Source organism: Bernardetia sp. ABR2-2B (genome assembly GCF_037126435.1).
Taxonomy (GTDB): Bacteria; Bacteroidota; Bacteroidia; order Cytophagales; family Bernardetiaceae; genus Bernardetia.
Map to the genome: position 1 here is coordinate 4,298,911 of NZ_CP147020.1, position 16,412 is coordinate 4,315,322.

Annotated in this window: 15 protein-coding genes; 7 read left to right on the top strand and 8 right to left on the bottom strand. The window is 32.0% G+C overall.

The window, feature by feature from the left end:
- The first annotated feature begins 263 nt into the window (after window positions 1-263).
- Window positions 264-641, top strand: a complete 378-nt coding sequence (locus tag WAF17_RS18115) for a response regulator (protein ID WP_338762695.1) — start codon at window positions 264-266, stop codon at window positions 639-641.
- A 177-nt stretch (window positions 642-818) separates the two neighbouring features.
- On the opposite strand, the gene WAF17_RS18120 is transcribed toward WAF17_RS18115, so the two are convergent.
- Entirely contained in the window at window positions 819-1,427 is a 609-nt protein-coding gene (locus WAF17_RS18120) for an outer membrane beta-barrel protein (RefSeq protein WP_338762697.1), read from the bottom strand.
- Between the two features lie 76 nt (window positions 1,428-1,503).
- The gene (locus WAF17_RS18125; protein ID WP_338762699.1) at window positions 1,504-2,220 is read right to left on the bottom strand and encodes an SAM-dependent methyltransferase; all 717 of its coding nucleotides are present in this window, start codon (window positions 2,218-2,220) and stop codon (window positions 1,504-1,506) included.
- 195 nt (window positions 2,221-2,415) lie between these two features.
- Between WAF17_RS18125 and WAF17_RS18130 the strand changes: the two genes are divergently transcribed.
- From WAF17_RS18130 to WAF17_RS18140, 3 genes are all read left to right on the top strand, one after another.
- Complete coding sequence (locus WAF17_RS18130; protein WP_338762701.1) at window positions 2,416-3,627, top strand: Na/Pi symporter; 1,212 nt, start codon at window positions 2,416-2,418, stop codon at window positions 3,625-3,627.
- 62 nt (window positions 3,628-3,689) lie between these two features.
- Window positions 3,690-4,814 (top strand): hypothetical protein, encoded by a 1,125-nt coding sequence (locus WAF17_RS18135; RefSeq protein ID WP_338762703.1) that lies wholly within the window; start codon window positions 3,690-3,692, stop codon window positions 4,812-4,814.
- 252 nt (window positions 4,815-5,066) lie between these two features.
- On the top strand, window positions 5,067-5,795 hold the full coding sequence (locus WAF17_RS18140) for a 4'-phosphopantetheinyl transferase superfamily protein (protein ID WP_338762708.1): 729 nt from the start codon (window positions 5,067-5,069) through the stop codon (window positions 5,793-5,795).
- Between the two features lie 7 nt (window positions 5,796-5,802).
- Here WAF17_RS18140 and WAF17_RS18145 read toward each other — a convergent pair whose 3' ends face one another.
- Together WAF17_RS18145 and WAF17_RS18150 are read right to left on the bottom strand one after the other, a co-directional pair.
- Entirely contained in the window at window positions 5,803-6,396 is a 594-nt protein-coding gene (locus tag WAF17_RS18145) for a pseudouridine synthase (protein ID WP_338762711.1), read from the bottom strand.
- Between the two features lie 128 nt (window positions 6,397-6,524).
- The gene (locus WAF17_RS18150; protein WP_338762715.1) at window positions 6,525-7,292 is read right to left on the bottom strand and encodes a TIGR00266 family protein; all 768 of its coding nucleotides are present in this window, start codon (window positions 7,290-7,292) and stop codon (window positions 6,525-6,527) included.
- Window positions 7,293-7,463: 171 nt separating this feature from the next.
- On the opposite strand from WAF17_RS18150, the gene WAF17_RS18155 reads away from it, so the two are divergent.
- Window positions 7,464-8,132, top strand: a complete 669-nt coding sequence (locus WAF17_RS18155; protein ID WP_338762717.1) for a hypothetical protein — start codon at window positions 7,464-7,466, stop codon at window positions 8,130-8,132.
- Window positions 8,133-8,233: 101 nt separating this feature from the next.
- Here the strand turns inward: WAF17_RS18155 and ffh are convergent, their stop codons facing one another.
- Window positions 8,234-9,571, bottom strand: a complete 1,338-nt coding sequence (gene ffh, locus WAF17_RS18160) for a signal recognition particle protein (RefSeq protein ID WP_338762719.1) — start codon at window positions 9,569-9,571, stop codon at window positions 8,234-8,236.
- Window positions 9,572-9,884: 313 nt separating this feature from the next.
- On the opposite strand from ffh, the gene WAF17_RS18165 reads away from it, so the two are divergent.
- Together WAF17_RS18165 and WAF17_RS18170 are read left to right on the top strand one after the other, a co-directional pair.
- A complete protein-coding gene (locus WAF17_RS18165) occupies window positions 9,885-10,421 on the top strand; it encodes a TlpA family protein disulfide reductase (RefSeq protein ID WP_338762721.1) in 537 nt (178 codons plus the stop codon).
- Window positions 10,422-10,487: 66 nt separating this feature from the next.
- Window positions 10,488-11,114, top strand: a complete 627-nt coding sequence (locus WAF17_RS18170; protein ID WP_338762723.1) for a thioredoxin family protein — start codon at window positions 10,488-10,490, stop codon at window positions 11,112-11,114.
- Window positions 11,115-11,193: 79 nt separating this feature from the next.
- Here WAF17_RS18170 and WAF17_RS18175 read toward each other — a convergent pair whose 3' ends face one another.
- The 3 genes from WAF17_RS18175 to WAF17_RS18185 form a co-directional block, all read right to left on the bottom strand.
- The gene (locus WAF17_RS18175; protein WP_338762725.1) at window positions 11,194-11,676 is read right to left on the bottom strand and encodes a hypothetical protein; all 483 of its coding nucleotides are present in this window, start codon (window positions 11,674-11,676) and stop codon (window positions 11,194-11,196) included.
- Between the two features lie 277 nt (window positions 11,677-11,953).
- On the bottom strand, window positions 11,954-13,192 hold the full coding sequence (locus WAF17_RS18180) for a hypothetical protein (RefSeq protein WP_338762727.1): 1,239 nt from the start codon (window positions 13,190-13,192) through the stop codon (window positions 11,954-11,956).
- Between the two features lie 202 nt (window positions 13,193-13,394).
- Window positions 13,395-16,244, bottom strand: coding sequence for a TonB-dependent receptor (locus WAF17_RS18185; protein WP_338762729.1), 2,850 nt, complete (start codon window positions 16,242-16,244; stop codon window positions 13,395-13,397).
- Window positions 16,245-16,412 lie beyond the last annotated feature (168 nt).

Consider the following 16,412-nt stretch of genomic DNA (forward strand, 5'->3'; position numbering starts at 1 on the left):
ATTCTTTTTGAAAAAAAACTTTATTCTACTTATTTAATTATAATAATTGAATAAAAAATTTTGCATTTTGGTAAAAGTAGTGTAGATTTGAGAACAAACAAATCATTTTTTGATATTGAATTAAAAAATAACGTAGAAAAATACAATTACATAAAAAATTATAGAAAATAATTGGTAACCAGTTAGTACGGTATTTGATTACCTTTTTAATTAAGTTATTTTCTAATTTTCATTTACCATCTTATCACTCAAATATATTTACTATGGGTTCTAAAAAAATACTTATTGCAGAAGATAGTTCTGTAATTCAAAACATTACTCGCAAAGTATTGCAGTTTCAAAACTATGAAATAGACACAGCAAAAGATGGTTTGCAAGTTTTGGAAGCAATGGCAATGCAAGATTTTGATGCAATATTAATGGATATTAATATGCCAAAAATGGATGGAATGGAATGTGCCAAAAAAATCCGTGCGATGAGCGACCCTAAAAAGTCTAAGATTCCAATTATTGCAATTACTGGAAATGCTCGTAATTATACAGCAAAGGATTTCAATGCTGTGGGAATCAATGATTATATGCAAAAGCCTGTAAATTTTGATGATTTAGTTGAAAAACTATCTTCTTATTTAGATAAATAAATAAGCCAAAAAATAAAATAAAAAGAGATTTACTTCCAAAATCAGATTTTATCTCGGTAAAATTAAAAACCTTCATCATTCTATTGTAGAATAATGAAGGTTTTTGCTTTCAAAAAAAAAGAGGAACTGTTTTATAAGTATAAGCTAATTAATTTCTACATAATCATAAATAAAAAACTACCTCATTTTCAAAGGTAAACTATACGCCAAACGTAAGGAATAAACAGAATTGCGAACAGCAAATCCAAATCTGTCTAAGAACACACTATTTCTCCCCCAGTAGTGTCTAAATTCTGCCGAAAGCCACTTCCAGCCACCTGTTTCATATCGAAGACCAAAACCAACGAGCCAACCCACATCAAAATCATGAGTTGCCCAGCGTAAATCAAAACTAGGATTTTTATCATATTTTACTTGCCAAAGATAAGCTCCTGAAACTGCTGCCGAAACTTGATAATGCCAATAGTTTCCTTCAAAAATATAGGAAAGTGAATACTGATTTTCCAAATAATGCAATCGTAAAGGGATTACATCTGAGCGTTCTTTGCCTATATTTCCTCCAATTTGATTGTAAAGAATTTGTGGAGCAATGCGCCAATTATCTTTCAATTTTATTTCTAAAAAACCTCCTGCGCCATATGCAAAACGACGAAAGTTTTCAATATTTCGTATTCTTGAATAGTTTGCTTGTGAAAGAAAACCTGCCGAAAGAAGTTGAGCCTGTGCAGAGTTTATGAACAAGAAAAAAACTGAAGATAAAATAGATAAAAGTAATTTCTGTTTCATTTTTTGTCGTTCAAAAAAGTATTTGTATTTATTCTGTATTTCATCATATAAATTATTTATCAATTCTGCCAAATAGTTATTGAGCGTATAAAACAAAAATAGTAGGAATTTTATGTAAATCTGGAATTTCTTTTTTCCACTCTCCGACTGTTTTTGTCTTGATAAACTGACTTTTAGAAGTAATATTTGAAGCAATACAAAGACGAGTTTTGGGGTTCAAAACCTTTAAAATATCATTCAACAAAGGATTATTACGGTAAGGAGTTTCCATAAAAATTTGTGAACGCTTTAGTTTCTTGCTTTCAGATTCTAAATTTTTAACTTCATTCTTACGTTTTTCTTTATCAATAGAAAGATAGCCATGAAAAGCAAAATTTTGTCCATTAAAACCAGAAGCCATCAAGGCAAGTAGAATAGATGAAGCCCCCACAAGTGGAACAATTTCAATATTATTTTTGTGTGCATATTCGACTGCTAATGCTCCAGGGTCTGCAACTCCAGGGCAACCTGCTTCTGACATAATTCCAATTTTTGTAGGCTCATTATTCTCATCTTTTGCAGGAATTTTCTTGAAATAGTTTTCTAGTTCTGCTTTAGTCGTTTTCTTATCTAGTTGAAAAAGAACTAAATCATCTATTACAATCCCTAATTTGAGCGCAGAAATAAAACGCCTTGCTGTTCTTAGATTTTCTACCAAAAAATACTTTGTTTGACGAATAATCATTGGAATTTCTCTAGAAAGGCTTTCTTTATTTCCTTCCTTTAACCAAATTGGAATTAAATATATTTTCATTGTATATGCTAATTGCTATCAAAAAATAATAAAATAACGTAAATATAAACTAAACTTAACAAATCGTTCACTTACTTAATATCAAAAGTGGATAAATGAAACACTAACTTTGCAGTCAAATATAGAATACCCTACTTATTCAAATTGGGGTATCTCAAAAGTAAATTCAATAAAACGAAAAATATTCAATTCATCTTGAACCTACCTCTGCAAAACCCTCTTCCTGCCAAAAACGAAAATAAAACAAATCTCTCAAAGATACTACTTCGCATATTATATGCAGTATTAATTGTTTGTTTGTTTTTGGTTTCGATAGATATGTTGATGAGTGCTTTTCGCTTGTTTGGAAAAGAGGTTGCTGATACTATTTTTTCGGTTTCATCACATCCTTTCGTTGGAATTTTTATTGGGCTTTTAATTACTGCCATTCTGCAAAGTAGTTCTACCGTTACAGCAATGGTAGTGGCTGCCGTAGCAGCAGGTGCGCTTACTATCGAAACGGCAACTCCTATTATTATGGGAGCAAATGTGGGAACAACTATTACGAGTGCTATTGTTGCATTAGGGCATATTTCGAAAAAGAAAGAACTCCGAAAAGCTTTTGCAGCAGCTAGTTTGCACGATTTTTTTAATGTATTGACAGCCCTGATTCTTTTTCCATTAGAATATTATACTCATTTTTTGTCTAATTTAGCCAAATATGTAACTGAATTACTTCCTTTTTCGGTTACTTCTGGAAATTTTATTCCTCCTATTATTTCTATTCCGTCTAATTTTGTAGTCAGTCAATTAGAGGACTATCCTATCTTGATTCTGATTTTTGCAATTCTCTGTTTGTTTTTGGCTATTCGTTTGTTTATCAATCTTTTGAAAGAGCAAATGATAGGGAAACAAAGGCAACAAATACACGAACTTTTTTTTGGAAGCACTTGGAAATCTTTTGGATGGGGATTTATTACTACGGCAGCTATTCAATCTAGTTCAGTTACTACATCATTAGTTGTTCCTTTGGTCGCTACTCGTAAGGTAAACATTCAAAAAGCTTTTCCTTTTGTTGTAGGAGCAAATATCGGAACTACACTCACTACACTTTTGGCAGCACTTTTTAAGTCAGAGGCAGCTATCACAATTGCTCTTGTTCATATTTTATTTAATCTTGTTGGTGCTATGATTTTCTTGATTATTCCTTTCATGAGACAAATTCCTATTTCACTTTCACAACGTCTGGGAATGGCTGCCATGAATAACCGAAGTAGCGCACTAGCTTATTTATTAGTTGTCTTTTTTGTGCTTCCTTTTGGAATGATTTATAGTTCTTTTCAACAGAATGACTTAGATTTGCAGAAAGTAAGCACAACAGAGATACAAAAAGACTCTTCTTTGCTTGAAGAAGAAAAAAAAAAGTAAATCTAAGAAAACGAATCTCTATAAGTTAATATACTGTCTATAAAAATAACTAAGTACGAAAAATGGATTTTCACATCATATTTATGATTTTGGGTTTTAGTTTTGCAGCCTACTCAGTAGTAGGTAACGATGTAATCCAAACATTAGGAACATTTATAAGCTCTAATGGCAAAACACCTTGGTATTTACTTTGGGCTTATACAGGAGCGATTTTGATAACTGTACTTTTTTATGGTTGGTATTCTGGACAAGGTGTAGCCTATGGAAGACTCAATGAAATTCCTTTTCCTGATGTTTTGCAATGGTGGCACGTTTTGCCTCCTTTAGTTTTACTAATTATTACTCGTTTTGGTATTCCTGTCAGTACGACTTTTTTAGTTTTGAGTGTTTTTGCTACCAAAAAGATTGGAAGCATGGTTACCAAATCAGCTTTGGGTTATTTGGTTGCTTTTGGTACTGCTATTTTTGTTTACTTTTTGATAAGCCGTTTTTTTGAAGAAAATTTTATCAGAAAAGAAATAAAGAAAAATGAAAAAAGAATATGGACAGTCTTGCAATGGGGTTCGACAGGCTTTTTGTGGTCGCAATGGTTAATTCAAGACTTAGCAAATATTTATGTATATCTTCCTCGTGGAAACGACCTTTCTACAACTGCTTTTGTTTTGTCAATGCTTATGCTAGTGGGATTATTGGGTTATATTTTTTATAGTCGTGGTGGTAAAATCCAAAAAATTGTTACAACCAAAACTAATACTACGGATATTCGTTCGGCTACTATTATCGACCTTATTTATGGAATTGTTTTGTTTATTTTTAAAGAAATGAGTGATATTCCGATGAGTACGACATGGGTTTTTGTTGGTCTTTTGGCTGGGCGTGAACTAATGATAAATCTTCGTGTCAATATGCAAGCTGCTTTTGAAGCTCGTCTGAAACAAGAAAAGAAAAAGGCTATAAAGAAAGGGAATCTGAATGAAATTTCAGAAGAACAAGATATTTTGAATCATCCACTTTATCCACGTTATTCGGATACAATTGGGATTTTAAGAATGATAGGTTCTGACTTATTGAAAGTATTTGCTGGACTATTGGTCAGTTTGATTTTGGTTGTGCTGATTAGCGAATGGAGAGGAGATACAAGTTCTATTTTAGATGAATTGTTTAACTTTTTAAGTAGCCTTTGGTAGCCAAATAAATCTAACAATGTTTTGTTTAGTAGTCAATTTTATGTTAGCTAATCAGTTTTATAAGATTAAGATAATGCTTATCTGAATCACGTTTTGAAGAACTGTAAAGTGAAGCTACTACTCATTTTTCCTTAGAATTGGATTTGCAGTTCTAAGGAAAAATAACATAGCCTTATTAGTATTTTAGTGAAACGACACTAACAAACACAGAATATACTGTTAAAGACAAACTTTTAACCTACTACTTTCAAAATGCCTTTACAAATTTTACATAAGTCAGAAAGTCGTTTGGTTGCTCTTTGGCAAATCAGTGAAAACAGCCAGTTTTTTGAAGATAAATTACCAAAAGAGGATTTAGAATATATCAATAGTAAATATTCAGACAAAAGCTCAAACAAAAAACTACAAGCAAAGCAAAACGAGAAAAAACTAGAACGTTTGGCTGTTCGATTTCTACTTAAGAGTTTAGTCGAATACATGAATTTTGATTATACTTTTTTAGCAAAAACAAAAACAGGAAAACCTTTTTTGAAAGATAATGAAAACCTCAAGCTTTCTATCTCCCATGATTTTCCTTTTTGTGCTGCCATTATCGCCCAAAATAATGAAGTCGGAATTGATATTCAATCGCTTACACCAAAAATTGACCGAGTTTTTCATCGTGTAATGAGCCTAGAAGAACAATCAAAAGCACAAACATTGAAAGAACAAACTCGTTTTTGGTCTTCAAAAGAAGCTCTTTACAAATACGCAGATATTGAAGGACTTTTTTTTAAAGAAGATTTGAATGTTAATTCAATTACGACCTGTAAAAGCAGCGAAGCTAATTACGGATTACGGATTACGAATAATAATTATGAAAATGAAAAAATGCAGCTTTTTGGTAGGATTAAAAGTAATTTAATTTCTGATAAATGGCTGCCTTTATCTCATCATTCTTTTAAAAATGAAGACAAGGAATTTGTAGTCGTTTGGTTATAATTCATTATTATTCTTTGACCTTCATTCCTAGTTTTGTATAAACTTCTGTTCCAGAAAGCTCTATTATATCTCCAGACTGCATTTCTCCTAATTCAAGACCTTCAATAGAATAACGCACCAAACGCAATGTTGGGAATTTTACGGCTGCTGTCATGTGTCTTACCTGTCTATTTTTCCCTTCTGTCAAAGTAAGTGAAATCCAAGAAGTTGGGATAGAAGCACGGTAACGAACAGGTGGATTACGTGGTGGAAGTGTGGGTTCTGAAATAGATTCAGCCTTTGCTGGGCTTGTAAAATAATCTTTTTTCTTGATACGAATAACTATTCCTTCTTCTAATTGCTTTATTGCTTCCTTATGAATTTGTCCATCTACTTGCACATAATAAGTGCGTTCGTGTTTGAAGCTAGGATTTAGGAGTTTGTGATTAAGTTTTTTATCATCGGTCAGAATTAATAATCCTTCACTATCAGTATCTAGTCTGCCAAGTGGATAGACATTTTTAGGAAAATCAAAAGCCAAATCGGCAAGTGTTGCCTTGTCGCCTTCTTTTGAAAACTGACAAATCATTCCGTAGGGTTTGTAAATAATGAAATAACGCATATTTTTCTTGTATAAATTTTTGAATTACTTTTTTACAAAGTACGCATTTTCAGAAACAAAAAACACTTCTATTTTTAGGAAATAAAAGTGTTTCTTTCTCATTCTAAAGTATAAACTATATGTGTAGATTAATCTCCTCCTAATATTCCACCTAAAGAAGTTGTTTTCGAAACAGCTTTACTCATCGGAGAAAGAGCCTGAACGAGTTTTGAAAGAGGCATTGATTGTAACCAAACTTTTCCAGTTCCAGAGAGTGTAGCCAAAAATAAACCTTCGCCACCAAAAAACATTGATTTTAAATCTCCTGCTTTTTTAATATCCATCGTAACTCCTTCCTCAAAAGCAACAATACAGCCTGTATCTACTTTCAACGTTCCTCCTTTTAATTCTTTTTCAATGACAGTTCCTCCAGCGTGAAAAAATACCATTCCATCGCCTTGTAGTTTTTGCATAATAAAGCCTTCGCCACCAAAAAAGCCAGAACCAAAGCGTTTGTTTAAATGAACAGAAATTTTTGCACCCAAAGCAGCACAAAGAAAACTATCTTTCTGTACAATCAAGGTGCGATTATTACAAGAAGCAAGTTGAACAGGTGTAACCGTTCCAGGGTAAGGTGCTGCAAAAGCGACCTTTCCTTTTCCACTTCCTCGTTGCGTAAAGTGAGTCATAAAAAGAGATTCACCAGTTATCATCCTTGCACCTGCTGACATAAGTTTTCCAAAAATGCCTTGCTCGGGTTCTGAACCATCACCCATTTTGGTTTCGAAGTTTATATTTTCTTCCATATAGAGCATTGCACCAGCTTCTGCAATAACGGTTTCATTTGGGTCTAATTCTACTTCTACAATCTGAATATCGTTTCCGATAATTTTATAATCTATTTCATGTGATTTCATAGGAAAAGGTAGGTTTTTTTAGTTAGAAAGACTTGAAAATTTATTTGCTATCAAAAAATACAGATTTTGTAGTTGAAATGCAAAATTGAAGTTATTTATTCTGAATAAAATATCTTACAAAGCAATTTCTTATTTTTATGAAATTTATTCTCTCAAAAAAATATAATATAAATGAACCTCAAGTTAAAAATGTACTTTGTTTTATTTAGTGTCTTATTATTCTCTGTTTGTAGTTGTGTAACACAGAAAAAGACTGAAGGATTTAATAAAGAAAATGGTAACTATTATAATTCAAAAGTTGGTTTTGAAATAGATATTCCTAAAACTTGGTATGTACTTAGTGATAAGCAGATAGATAATATGCTTACCACAATGTGGAACAAAATGATAGAAGATAGTTTAATATCAAAAGAAGAAGTTGAAGATGCAGCAACATTTGCATTTTTAGGTTTTCAAACTCGCCCTAACATAGATATAGAAGAAAACCCTTATATAGGCATTATAATAAATAATGAAGAAAAAATCCCTAATATACAGATTGTATTTGAGAGTATAGAAAAATTTCCTAATCTGAAAACAGAAAGTGATTATATTGCCCATGCTGAACTTGGTAGAAGTCCATCTAAGTTAAATCCAGATTATATATCAAAAAAAGTGTTTTCAGAGAGAGAGTTTTATTACTTAAATATCTTAAAAGAGGAGGATAAAAATATTGCTACAAACAAAAGGTATACAACTCTAGTAGGTAAATTTGCATTATCTATTACTGTATCCTATTTTAATGAAAAGCAAAAGAAAGAAGTTGAAGAAATTTTGGAAACTATGAAGTTTGAAAAGTAAAAAATATAGAATTATTTTCAACGAAAAAAGCGTCTTAGAAATAAATCTAAAACGCTTTTTTTATTGTATTTAACTAATAGTTAATCGCTAAAAACTAATCATTATCTTTTGCCTTTCATCATTTTGGCTAATTTTTTACTTCCACCTGCACCTTGGAATTGGTTCATTTTACGCATCATTTTACGCATTTCGCCAAACTGTTTGATAAGGTTGTTTACTTCTTGAATTGTACGTCCACTACCAGCAGCCAAACGACGACGACGACTTCCATCTAATACATCTGGATTTGCTTTTTCGTGGTCAGTCATTGAATTAATAATTGCTTCGATAGGACGGAACGCATCATCATCGATTTCAAAATCTTTCATTTTTGAGCCAATTCCTGGTAACATTCCTACCAAATCTTTGATATTACCCATTTTTTTGATTTGTTCGATTTGAGAAATAAAATCGTTGAAATCAAATTGGTTTTTACGGATTTTCTTATTGATTCTTCTTGCTTCATCTTCATCATAAGCTTGTTGCATACGATCAACAAGTGAAAGAACATCACCCATTCCCAAAATACGCTGTGCCATACGGTCTGGATAGAAAGCATCTATTCCATCCATTTTTTCACTCGTACCGATAAACTTAATTGGCTTATCCACCACTCTACTAATAGAAAGGGCAGCACCACCACGAGAATCACCATCTAATTTCGTAAGAACAACACCATCATAATTAATACGGTCGTTGAATATTTTTGCAGTCGTAACGGCATCTTGACCTGTCATTGCATCTACCACAAACAAAGTTTCGGTAGGATTCAAGACTTTTTTCATTTCTGCAATCTCTGTCATTAGAGATTCATCAATTGCCAAACGACCAGCCGTATCTACAATGATTATTTTTTTACCATTACTTTTACCGTGTTTGATAGCATTTTCTGCAATCTGAACAGGATTTTTATTTTCAGGCTCTGCATATACTTCAATATCTATCTGTGAAGCAAGTGTTTGTAACTGCTCAATGGCAGCAGGACGGTAAATATCACAGGCTGCCAAAAGAACTTGACGACCTTGCTTTTTGAGATGATTTGCAAGTTTTGCAGTAAAAGTAGTTTTACCAGCACCATTCAGACCAGCCACCAAAATAATAGAAGGATTACCAGAAAGATTCATTTCTTTCCTCTCTCCACCCATCAAAGCTGTCAGTTTATCATAAACAATTTTAGTGAAAAGTTCCCCTGGTTTTACGGCAATAAGAACTTCACGTCCATAGGCTTCATCTTTTATTTCGTCTGTAACGGCTTTTGCTACCTTATAATCTACATCGGCATCTACCAAAGCACGACGAATTTCTTTGATTGTCGTTGCTACGTTTACTTCTGTAATTTTCCCCTCGCCTTTCAGCGATTTCATGGCTTTGTCTAATCGGGCTGTTAAATTATCTAACATATATCAAGGTCGGTTGTATTTTTTCTATGAAAATGGAATTTCTTTATTTTTAACTATTAACCGTCAACGAGGCTTTGCCGTCATTGAGAAGTTTTAAACACACAAAGTTAAATAAAAACAAGGAATAAACAAGATTTTGAAGCGAAGTTGTAGAACAATCTTAGTCTAGATTTATAACTTTGAAAGTCTGTTTTTAGAAAAAATTAATAGGAATATATACTTTTATAACTATTTTTTTGAATTATTCGAACCTTTGTTTGCCCAAAAAATAGGTATCTTTGTTAAAAATAGTGTCTTATATAATCTTTCGTCTATGAAAAAACAAAACTTTATCTATTCTTTTGTAATCTCTTTACTGAGCATTTTCTTCCTTTCTTTTGTGGTAAATTCTAATCAAATTTCTATAAAAAATAATAGTGTAGTTACTCCAATAGATAAAAATCAGCTTATTGAGCTTACTCAAAAAGATGATGATTCGCTTTTTATAATTAATTTTTGGGCTACTTGGTGCGCTCCCTGTGTGCGTGAACTTCCTTATTTTAATACTGCAAACAAGAAATATACTGATAAAATTTCGATGAAACTTATCAGTATGGATTTTGATGACCAGTTGGAAAAACGAGTAATTCCATTTTTCGAACGAAAAAACTTTGAAGATTATGCAATGGATAAGTATCTTATTACGTCTATGGATTATGACAACTGGATGCCTAAGATAGACAAAGACTGGTCAGGTTCTATTCCTGCAACGCTTTTTTATAATAAGGCAAAAAACATTCGTTATTTTCATGAAGGCGATTATAATGAAGAAGAATTATATCATACGATTGATTCGCTTTTGGCGTTATAAATTGAATCAATTTTAGCATTTTAATTATTATTTCAAATTTTCAAACTATTCTAAATTCTTAAAACTATGAATTACAACAAAATTTTTACTTCTCTTTCTATGTTAGTAGCAGTTTTTGCTATTACATTTTTATTTACTGCTGCAACTGACAAAAATGGTTATACTGTTGGCGATGAAGCAACAGACTTTAACCTCAAAAATATTGATGGCGAAATGGTTTCTCTTGCTGGAATAGAAGAGGCAAAGGGTTATATTGTTACCTTTACGTGTAACCACTGTCCGTATGCAAAATTATATGAAGACCGTTTGATTGAACTGCACAATCAATATGCAGAAAAAGGCTATCCAGTAGTTGCTATCAACCCAAATGTAATGACAAAAGACGATGATAGTTTTGAAATGATGATCGAACGTGCAGCAGAAAAAGAATTTCCATTTGTTTATCTTTCTGATGAAGACCAAAGTATTGCAAAAGCATACGGAGCTACCAAAACACCTCACGTTTATGTATTGAGCAAAAATGATGGAAAACTAAAAGTAGAATATATTGGTGCGATTGATGATAATGCGAAAAGTGCTGATGAAGTTACAGAAACATACGTATTAGATGCAGTAGATGCACTTTTAGCTGGTAAAAAAGTAAGAAAAAAAGAAGCTAAAGCTGTTGGTTGTTCTATTAAATGGAAAAAGTAATATTTCAATTCATTGAAAATAAAAAAGAGACTGACCTTTTCGGACAGTCTCTTTTTTATGCCTGTTTGTTTACTATTTTCTATTTAAAATCTGATTTTCTATTGTTTTCTTGTCTGTCAGAAAGTGAAATATCATCTCTTTTCATAGGTTTAATTTTGTTGAGAGAAGCAACAACTGTATCAAGGTAACTTTCAGCTTCTTCGATACTCTGAAATTTTTTAGTAGGCATTCCAGAGTGTTCTACCATCTGACTTGCTTGTAAATCTGCTATATCATTCATAGCCATTACTTCAGCAGTTTCTAAAAGACCATTTTCAGTCAGAAAGGATTGAACTTTTTCATGTAATTTTTCTATTTTTTTGCTTTGCAGGTTCATTAATCTAATATCAGAAAGAACAGTAAAGTTAGTTGATACTTGAGAAATAGCCCTTTTCCAATCCTCTACAAAGCAGGGAATTTGACTTTCATCTTGAATTTTACCTATGATACTGAAATAGATTCTATTCTTGGTAGAGTTTGTATATAATTTATAATGTTGATTTTCTTTAATAGTAATATTCATCTTAAAAGAATTTAGGTAGGTAAATTGTCTGTATTTTGAATAGTTAAGTCTTTTAAGAGAAAAGTAATTAATTTCTCTTTGTTAAACAGTTATTCATTTTTGTTTAACTATTTAGTTGAGTTATAGTGTTTATTTTTAAACAAATATACGATTTGTTTAGCTAATTAAGAAATTTGATAGTAAACTAATTCTAAAATTAAAGACATACAAAAAAGTCTTTGCATAAATAATTATACAAAGACTTTTTCATATGTTATGTCCAATAAAAAGGAAAAGGTTATCTAATCAAAACGATTTCATCACTAATTACTTCTGATTCATTTCCTGCATCATCTTTGAATTTTATGAAAACTGCTTTTTTGCCATTTTCACCCATCAGACGCCAATCACTAACAAGTTCTTCATAAGGCAGCCAACGCCCACCTCTAAAATTATCACTATTTGAAAGCATCATATACTTTGCATCTTTAGCTTTTATGGTAAGTTCGACAATTCCATCAATATGTCTTGAAGTTTGGTCGCCTCCATTTATCGTAATCATTGTATCAGAAGGAGGAGTAGAATCTACGTCTATACTTGCCGAAACTACTTCTGTCTCATTTTTTGCATTATCTCTAAATTTTGCATAGAGTTTTTTCTCGCCATCACCTTCTGAAAGTGTCCATTTAAAGTATTTTTTGATAGGCTGCCATTCTTGTCCTTCAAAGGCTTCATTATCCGAAACCATCATCTCAGTTGCTCCACCTGCTGTGAGTGTAAGCTGAACTTCGGCAGCTTGTTTGGTAAGTGCAGGTTCTCCATTATTTATAGTAATTGAAGGACGAACAGGACCTTGTGTATCTAAGGTTACCTTATCTGTAACAACATCAGAAATATTACCCGAACGGTCACGAAATTTAGCAAAAACCATTTTTACGCCATCTAATTTGCTTCCCAACTGCCAATCTTCAATTTCTGGACTAATCAGTTGCCAACGCTGACGATAAAAAGAACGATGGTTCGAAATCATAACATAATAGCGTTTGTCTGGCTCTTCTGCACTCACAAAAAGCTTTACAAGTTGTGTAGAATCCTTAATTGCTTCTCCTTCTACATCAATTTTGAGTTTAGGATTTTGTGGAGGAGTCATGTCCAAATAAATACTTGCTGTTACTATTGCCATCATATTTGCTTTAGCATCTTTAAAACGCACATATACTTTTTGGTCGCCATCTTTTGGAATTAATTTCCAACCATAAACAGTTGGCTGATAAGGAATCCAATGTGCATCTATAAAATCTTGACGGTTACTAATTTGCATTTGTGTAACATCAAAAGCTGCAATTTGTAGGGTAACAAATGGAGTTTTGGTATAATGGCTTCCTTTGTTTATCGTAACTCTATTAGTAGAATCTTTTTTGAAGTTGAATTGAGCCTCTACATTTATAGAAATAAAGAAAAAAGAAAGTAAAAAAATGCCACTCAAGGTTGCTTTATAGAAAAAAGTAGAACGAAGAAATGTAATGCTATTTGTCATTTTATTAAATTATGTAATAATCAATTTTGTAGAAAGCTATTTTTTTATAGGGTGTTTTTTTGATATAATTCAATTGTAAATTCCCTAAAAGTATGCCAAAATTACCAAAAATAAAAGGATAAAATACCATTTAAACCCTAAGTGTCTTCGAAGACCTTTAGGGTTTTTGCTAATATCCTCCTCGCCTTCTTCTTCCAGAACCTTATCCACGTTTTTGTTTACTTGCTTCTTCTTCCATCTTTTTTGCTCTAGCTGTTTTGAAGTTGCGAATCATGTAGGTAAAACTTACCATAAAATAACGCTGTAAAACCTGTGTTTGTATATCTTCAACGTAAGTTTCTGTTACATTTCTAGAAATACTATTGTTTTGGTCTAATAAATCAAAAATGGTTAGTTTTATTTCTCCTCTTTCGTCTTTCATAAAACGCTTTCCTACGCTCATTGTCCACAACAAATAATCTTGATTAAAGCTATCAGAAAGACCGTTATAACTTTGATACGTAATATCATTTTGCCATAAAAAACCTTTTTTGAATAAAAATAAATTTCTAAACTCAACATTATGCGTAATAAAATTATTGTCTGCCTGTGGTTGAATCGTATTTTCTACAATATTATATCCTAATGTATAAGTAAGTCCAAAGTCTATTTTTTCACTAATATTACTATTTATACTTAAACCTTCTGAAAGAATATAGTTATTAGAAATATTCTCACTTCCATTAATCAAAGTAGGCGTTCTGTTATAAGAAAAACGATTATTTAAACTGAAATTGAGTTTCCAAAAAGTAGCTCCGATACTTGAATATAAACGACCTGATACTGCTCCATCCACATTCACGGGACGGTTGAGCTGAACACCTTCTGAAAGAAAAATATTATCTATTGTAAGTGAGTCTTGCCCAGAAATCCACGTCGAATTGGTAATATAATCGTTTGTGTAATTGATGAAGGTAAATAAAGAAAAGTTAAAGCGTTTGTCTGGATTATTATATGAATAACGACCAATAATACGGTTCTCTGTTTGTTGGTCTAGCTCTTCATTACCGACAGAAAGTTGTAATGGATTAGTATTATCAACCACTTCTTGAAGCTGCGTAATTTGTGGATTGCGAGTAGAAGTACGATAGACAAAAAACATTCTACTGTTTTTAGAAAATCTATATCTCAAGAATATTCTAGGTAAAATATTAGTAAATGTTCTTTCAAAATTAGTTTCAAATGGAAAAACTTGTCCACCTCTCAAGGTCGCATTTTGATAATTGAAATTAGTGCTAAAATTGAGCTTTCTAGTGCGATAGCTATATGCCAAGCCAGTTTTGTGATACAAATAATCACTTTCAATGTTAGAAGAAAGTTGATTGTTTAGTATTCTGCCTTGTTCTGGGTTTTGCAAAAACTCTGAAAGAATATCGTAGGTTTCTCTTTCGTTTTCTATTTGATTGTTTGAATACTCATACTCAAACTGTAAGCTAGATTTTTTTGAAAGAGGCTCGGTATATTGAAATTCGGTTGCCCAAAGAATATCATTTCGATTATTAAATGTTTCTTGGTTAAGCGTGTCAGCACCTTTGAAGGTTTCTACATTTGCTAAAAGGTTACTTTCTCCATCTTGTAGATTTGTTTGTGTATTTAGTTTTAATGAAAAAGTACGACCACGTTTTTTGAATCGATGACGAAAAAGAGCATCGTTTTCAAAATTATAAGCTGTTGAATTACTACCAAAATCATTTACAGTTCTATTTAAAAGAAAATTATCATCTAAAAGAGTTTGAGCATCAGTAAGACTACTGCTTTCATAGTTTTGAATATTTAATCTAGGTGTTAGAATGAGTTCGTTTACGGAATCAATTTTATATTCAAAACGCAGTGCAAAACGGTGATTTTGATTACTACTACTGTTTATCTGGTCTTGGCTATAAAACTGACTTTGAGCTGTTCCGTTTGCGTTGTCTTGTAGGAAAAAATCTCTAGTTAGGTTTGTAGTTGAGGCATTATCACTCCAGTTTAGAAAATAACTACCTGAAAGTTCAATTTTTTTGCCCCACTCATCAGTATAATTAATGCCTACGCTATGAGTTTGAGTAATTCCATTTTGTCCACCGACCAAAAAATTATTTATATCACTTGGGTTTCCTCTGTTTCTTCTCCAACGTCGTGTATTATTTTCCGAACCCACAACACCTAATAAATCTTGTGTAGAAAAATTTTGCTGACTAACATTATTCGTGATTCCAATGACCGAAATACGTTGTTTTCCATTGAAAAAATTGACATTTCCTCCTCCAATATAACGCTCATCTGTTCCATAACCACCGTAAATTTTTCCAAACTGACCATTTCTCATGTCTTTTTTGGTAATAATATTTATTGTCTTGACTGTATTTCCGTCGCTTACGCCAGAAAATTGCGATTGGTCGCTCTCTTGATTATAGACTTGCACTTTATCTATTACTTGAGCAGGAAGGTTTTTCAAAGCTGCTTTTGGGTCTTTTCCAAAAAATTCTTTTCCATCTACTAAAACTCGTCCTACTTCTTCGCCTTCTGCCTGAATTTTTCCATCTACTGTTGTGATAGTAGGCATTTTTTTGATAAGTGTTTCGGCATCTGCATTTTTTTCTGTCTTGAATGCACCTGCATTGTATTGTGTAGTATCTCCAATTTGTTCTGAAACAGTTTGTCTTCCCTCTACTGTTACGGCTAAAAGAGTGCTTTCTTCTATTAAAATAGGTTCTAAAACTGTATTTGGTTTTGATAAAACAACACTTTGAGAATAATTTTGATAGCCTACATAACTAATTTGAAGAATATATTCTTTTTGAGTAAGATTCTTAAATAAAAACTTTCCTTCTACATCAGTTGTAGCAAAAACAAATTTTGAAGTATCACTAACAAAACGCATCACAATATTTGCCGAAATGAGAGGTTCAGAGGTTTCTTTTTCCAAGACAATTCCCTCTATATTATAATTCTGAGCTAAAGTAAAATTGGAAAAGGAAAGGATAAAAAAACAAGAAAAAGTAAAAATGGAAGAGTAAAAAATGGATTTCATCAAAAAAAAGTTATTAGGTAAAGCACTTGATTTAAGAATACTAACTTGACTTAGACACTTTGTAGAGTGAAAGGTTTAATTCTCAATTGTTTAAAAGTGTTAATAGGTTTAAATAATAGCTTTAGTATGGGAGGTAAAAGGTGCTTTTTTTATTGCTTTTGCCTGTTT

Excerpts from the sequence above, each read along its gene's own strand:
- WAF17_RS18115 (WP_338762695.1), top strand. The coding sequence starts at position 264 with ATGGGTTCTAAAAAAATACTTATTGCAGAAGATAGTTCTGTAATTCAA.
- WAF17_RS18120 (WP_338762697.1), bottom strand. The coding sequence starts at position 1,427 with ATGAAACAGAAATTACTTTTATCTATTTTATCTTCAGTTTTTTTCTTG.
- WAF17_RS18125 (WP_338762699.1), bottom strand. The coding sequence starts at position 2,220 with ATGAAAATATATTTAATTCCAATTTGGTTAAAGGAAGGAAATAAAGAA.
- WAF17_RS18135 (WP_338762703.1), top strand. The coding sequence starts at position 3,690 with ATGGATTTTCACATCATATTTATGATTTTGGGTTTTAGTTTTGCAGCC.
- WAF17_RS18140 (WP_338762708.1), top strand. The coding sequence starts at position 5,067 with ATGCCTTTACAAATTTTACATAAGTCAGAAAGTCGTTTGGTTGCTCTT.
- WAF17_RS18145 (WP_338762711.1), bottom strand. The coding sequence starts at position 6,396 with ATGCGTTATTTCATTATTTACAAACCCTACGGAATGATTTGTCAGTTT.
- WAF17_RS18150 (WP_338762715.1), bottom strand. The coding sequence starts at position 7,292 with ATGAAATCACATGAAATAGATTATAAAATTATCGGAAACGATATTCAG.
- WAF17_RS18155 (WP_338762717.1), top strand. The coding sequence starts at position 7,464 with ATGAACCTCAAGTTAAAAATGTACTTTGTTTTATTTAGTGTCTTATTA.
- ffh (WP_338762719.1), bottom strand. The coding sequence starts at position 9,571 with ATGTTAGATAATTTAACAGCCCGATTAGACAAAGCCATGAAATCGCTG.
- WAF17_RS18165 (WP_338762721.1), top strand. The coding sequence starts at position 9,885 with ATGAAAAAACAAAACTTTATCTATTCTTTTGTAATCTCTTTACTGAGC.
- WAF17_RS18170 (WP_338762723.1), top strand. The coding sequence starts at position 10,488 with ATGAATTACAACAAAATTTTTACTTCTCTTTCTATGTTAGTAGCAGTT.
- WAF17_RS18175 (WP_338762725.1), bottom strand. The coding sequence starts at position 11,676 with ATGAATATTACTATTAAAGAAAATCAACATTATAAATTATATACAAAC.
- WAF17_RS18180 (WP_338762727.1), bottom strand. The coding sequence starts at position 13,192 with ATGACAAATAGCATTACATTTCTTCGTTCTACTTTTTTCTATAAAGCA.
- WAF17_RS18185 (WP_338762729.1), bottom strand. The coding sequence starts at position 16,244 with ATGAAATCCATTTTTTACTCTTCCATTTTTACTTTTTCTTGTTTTTTT.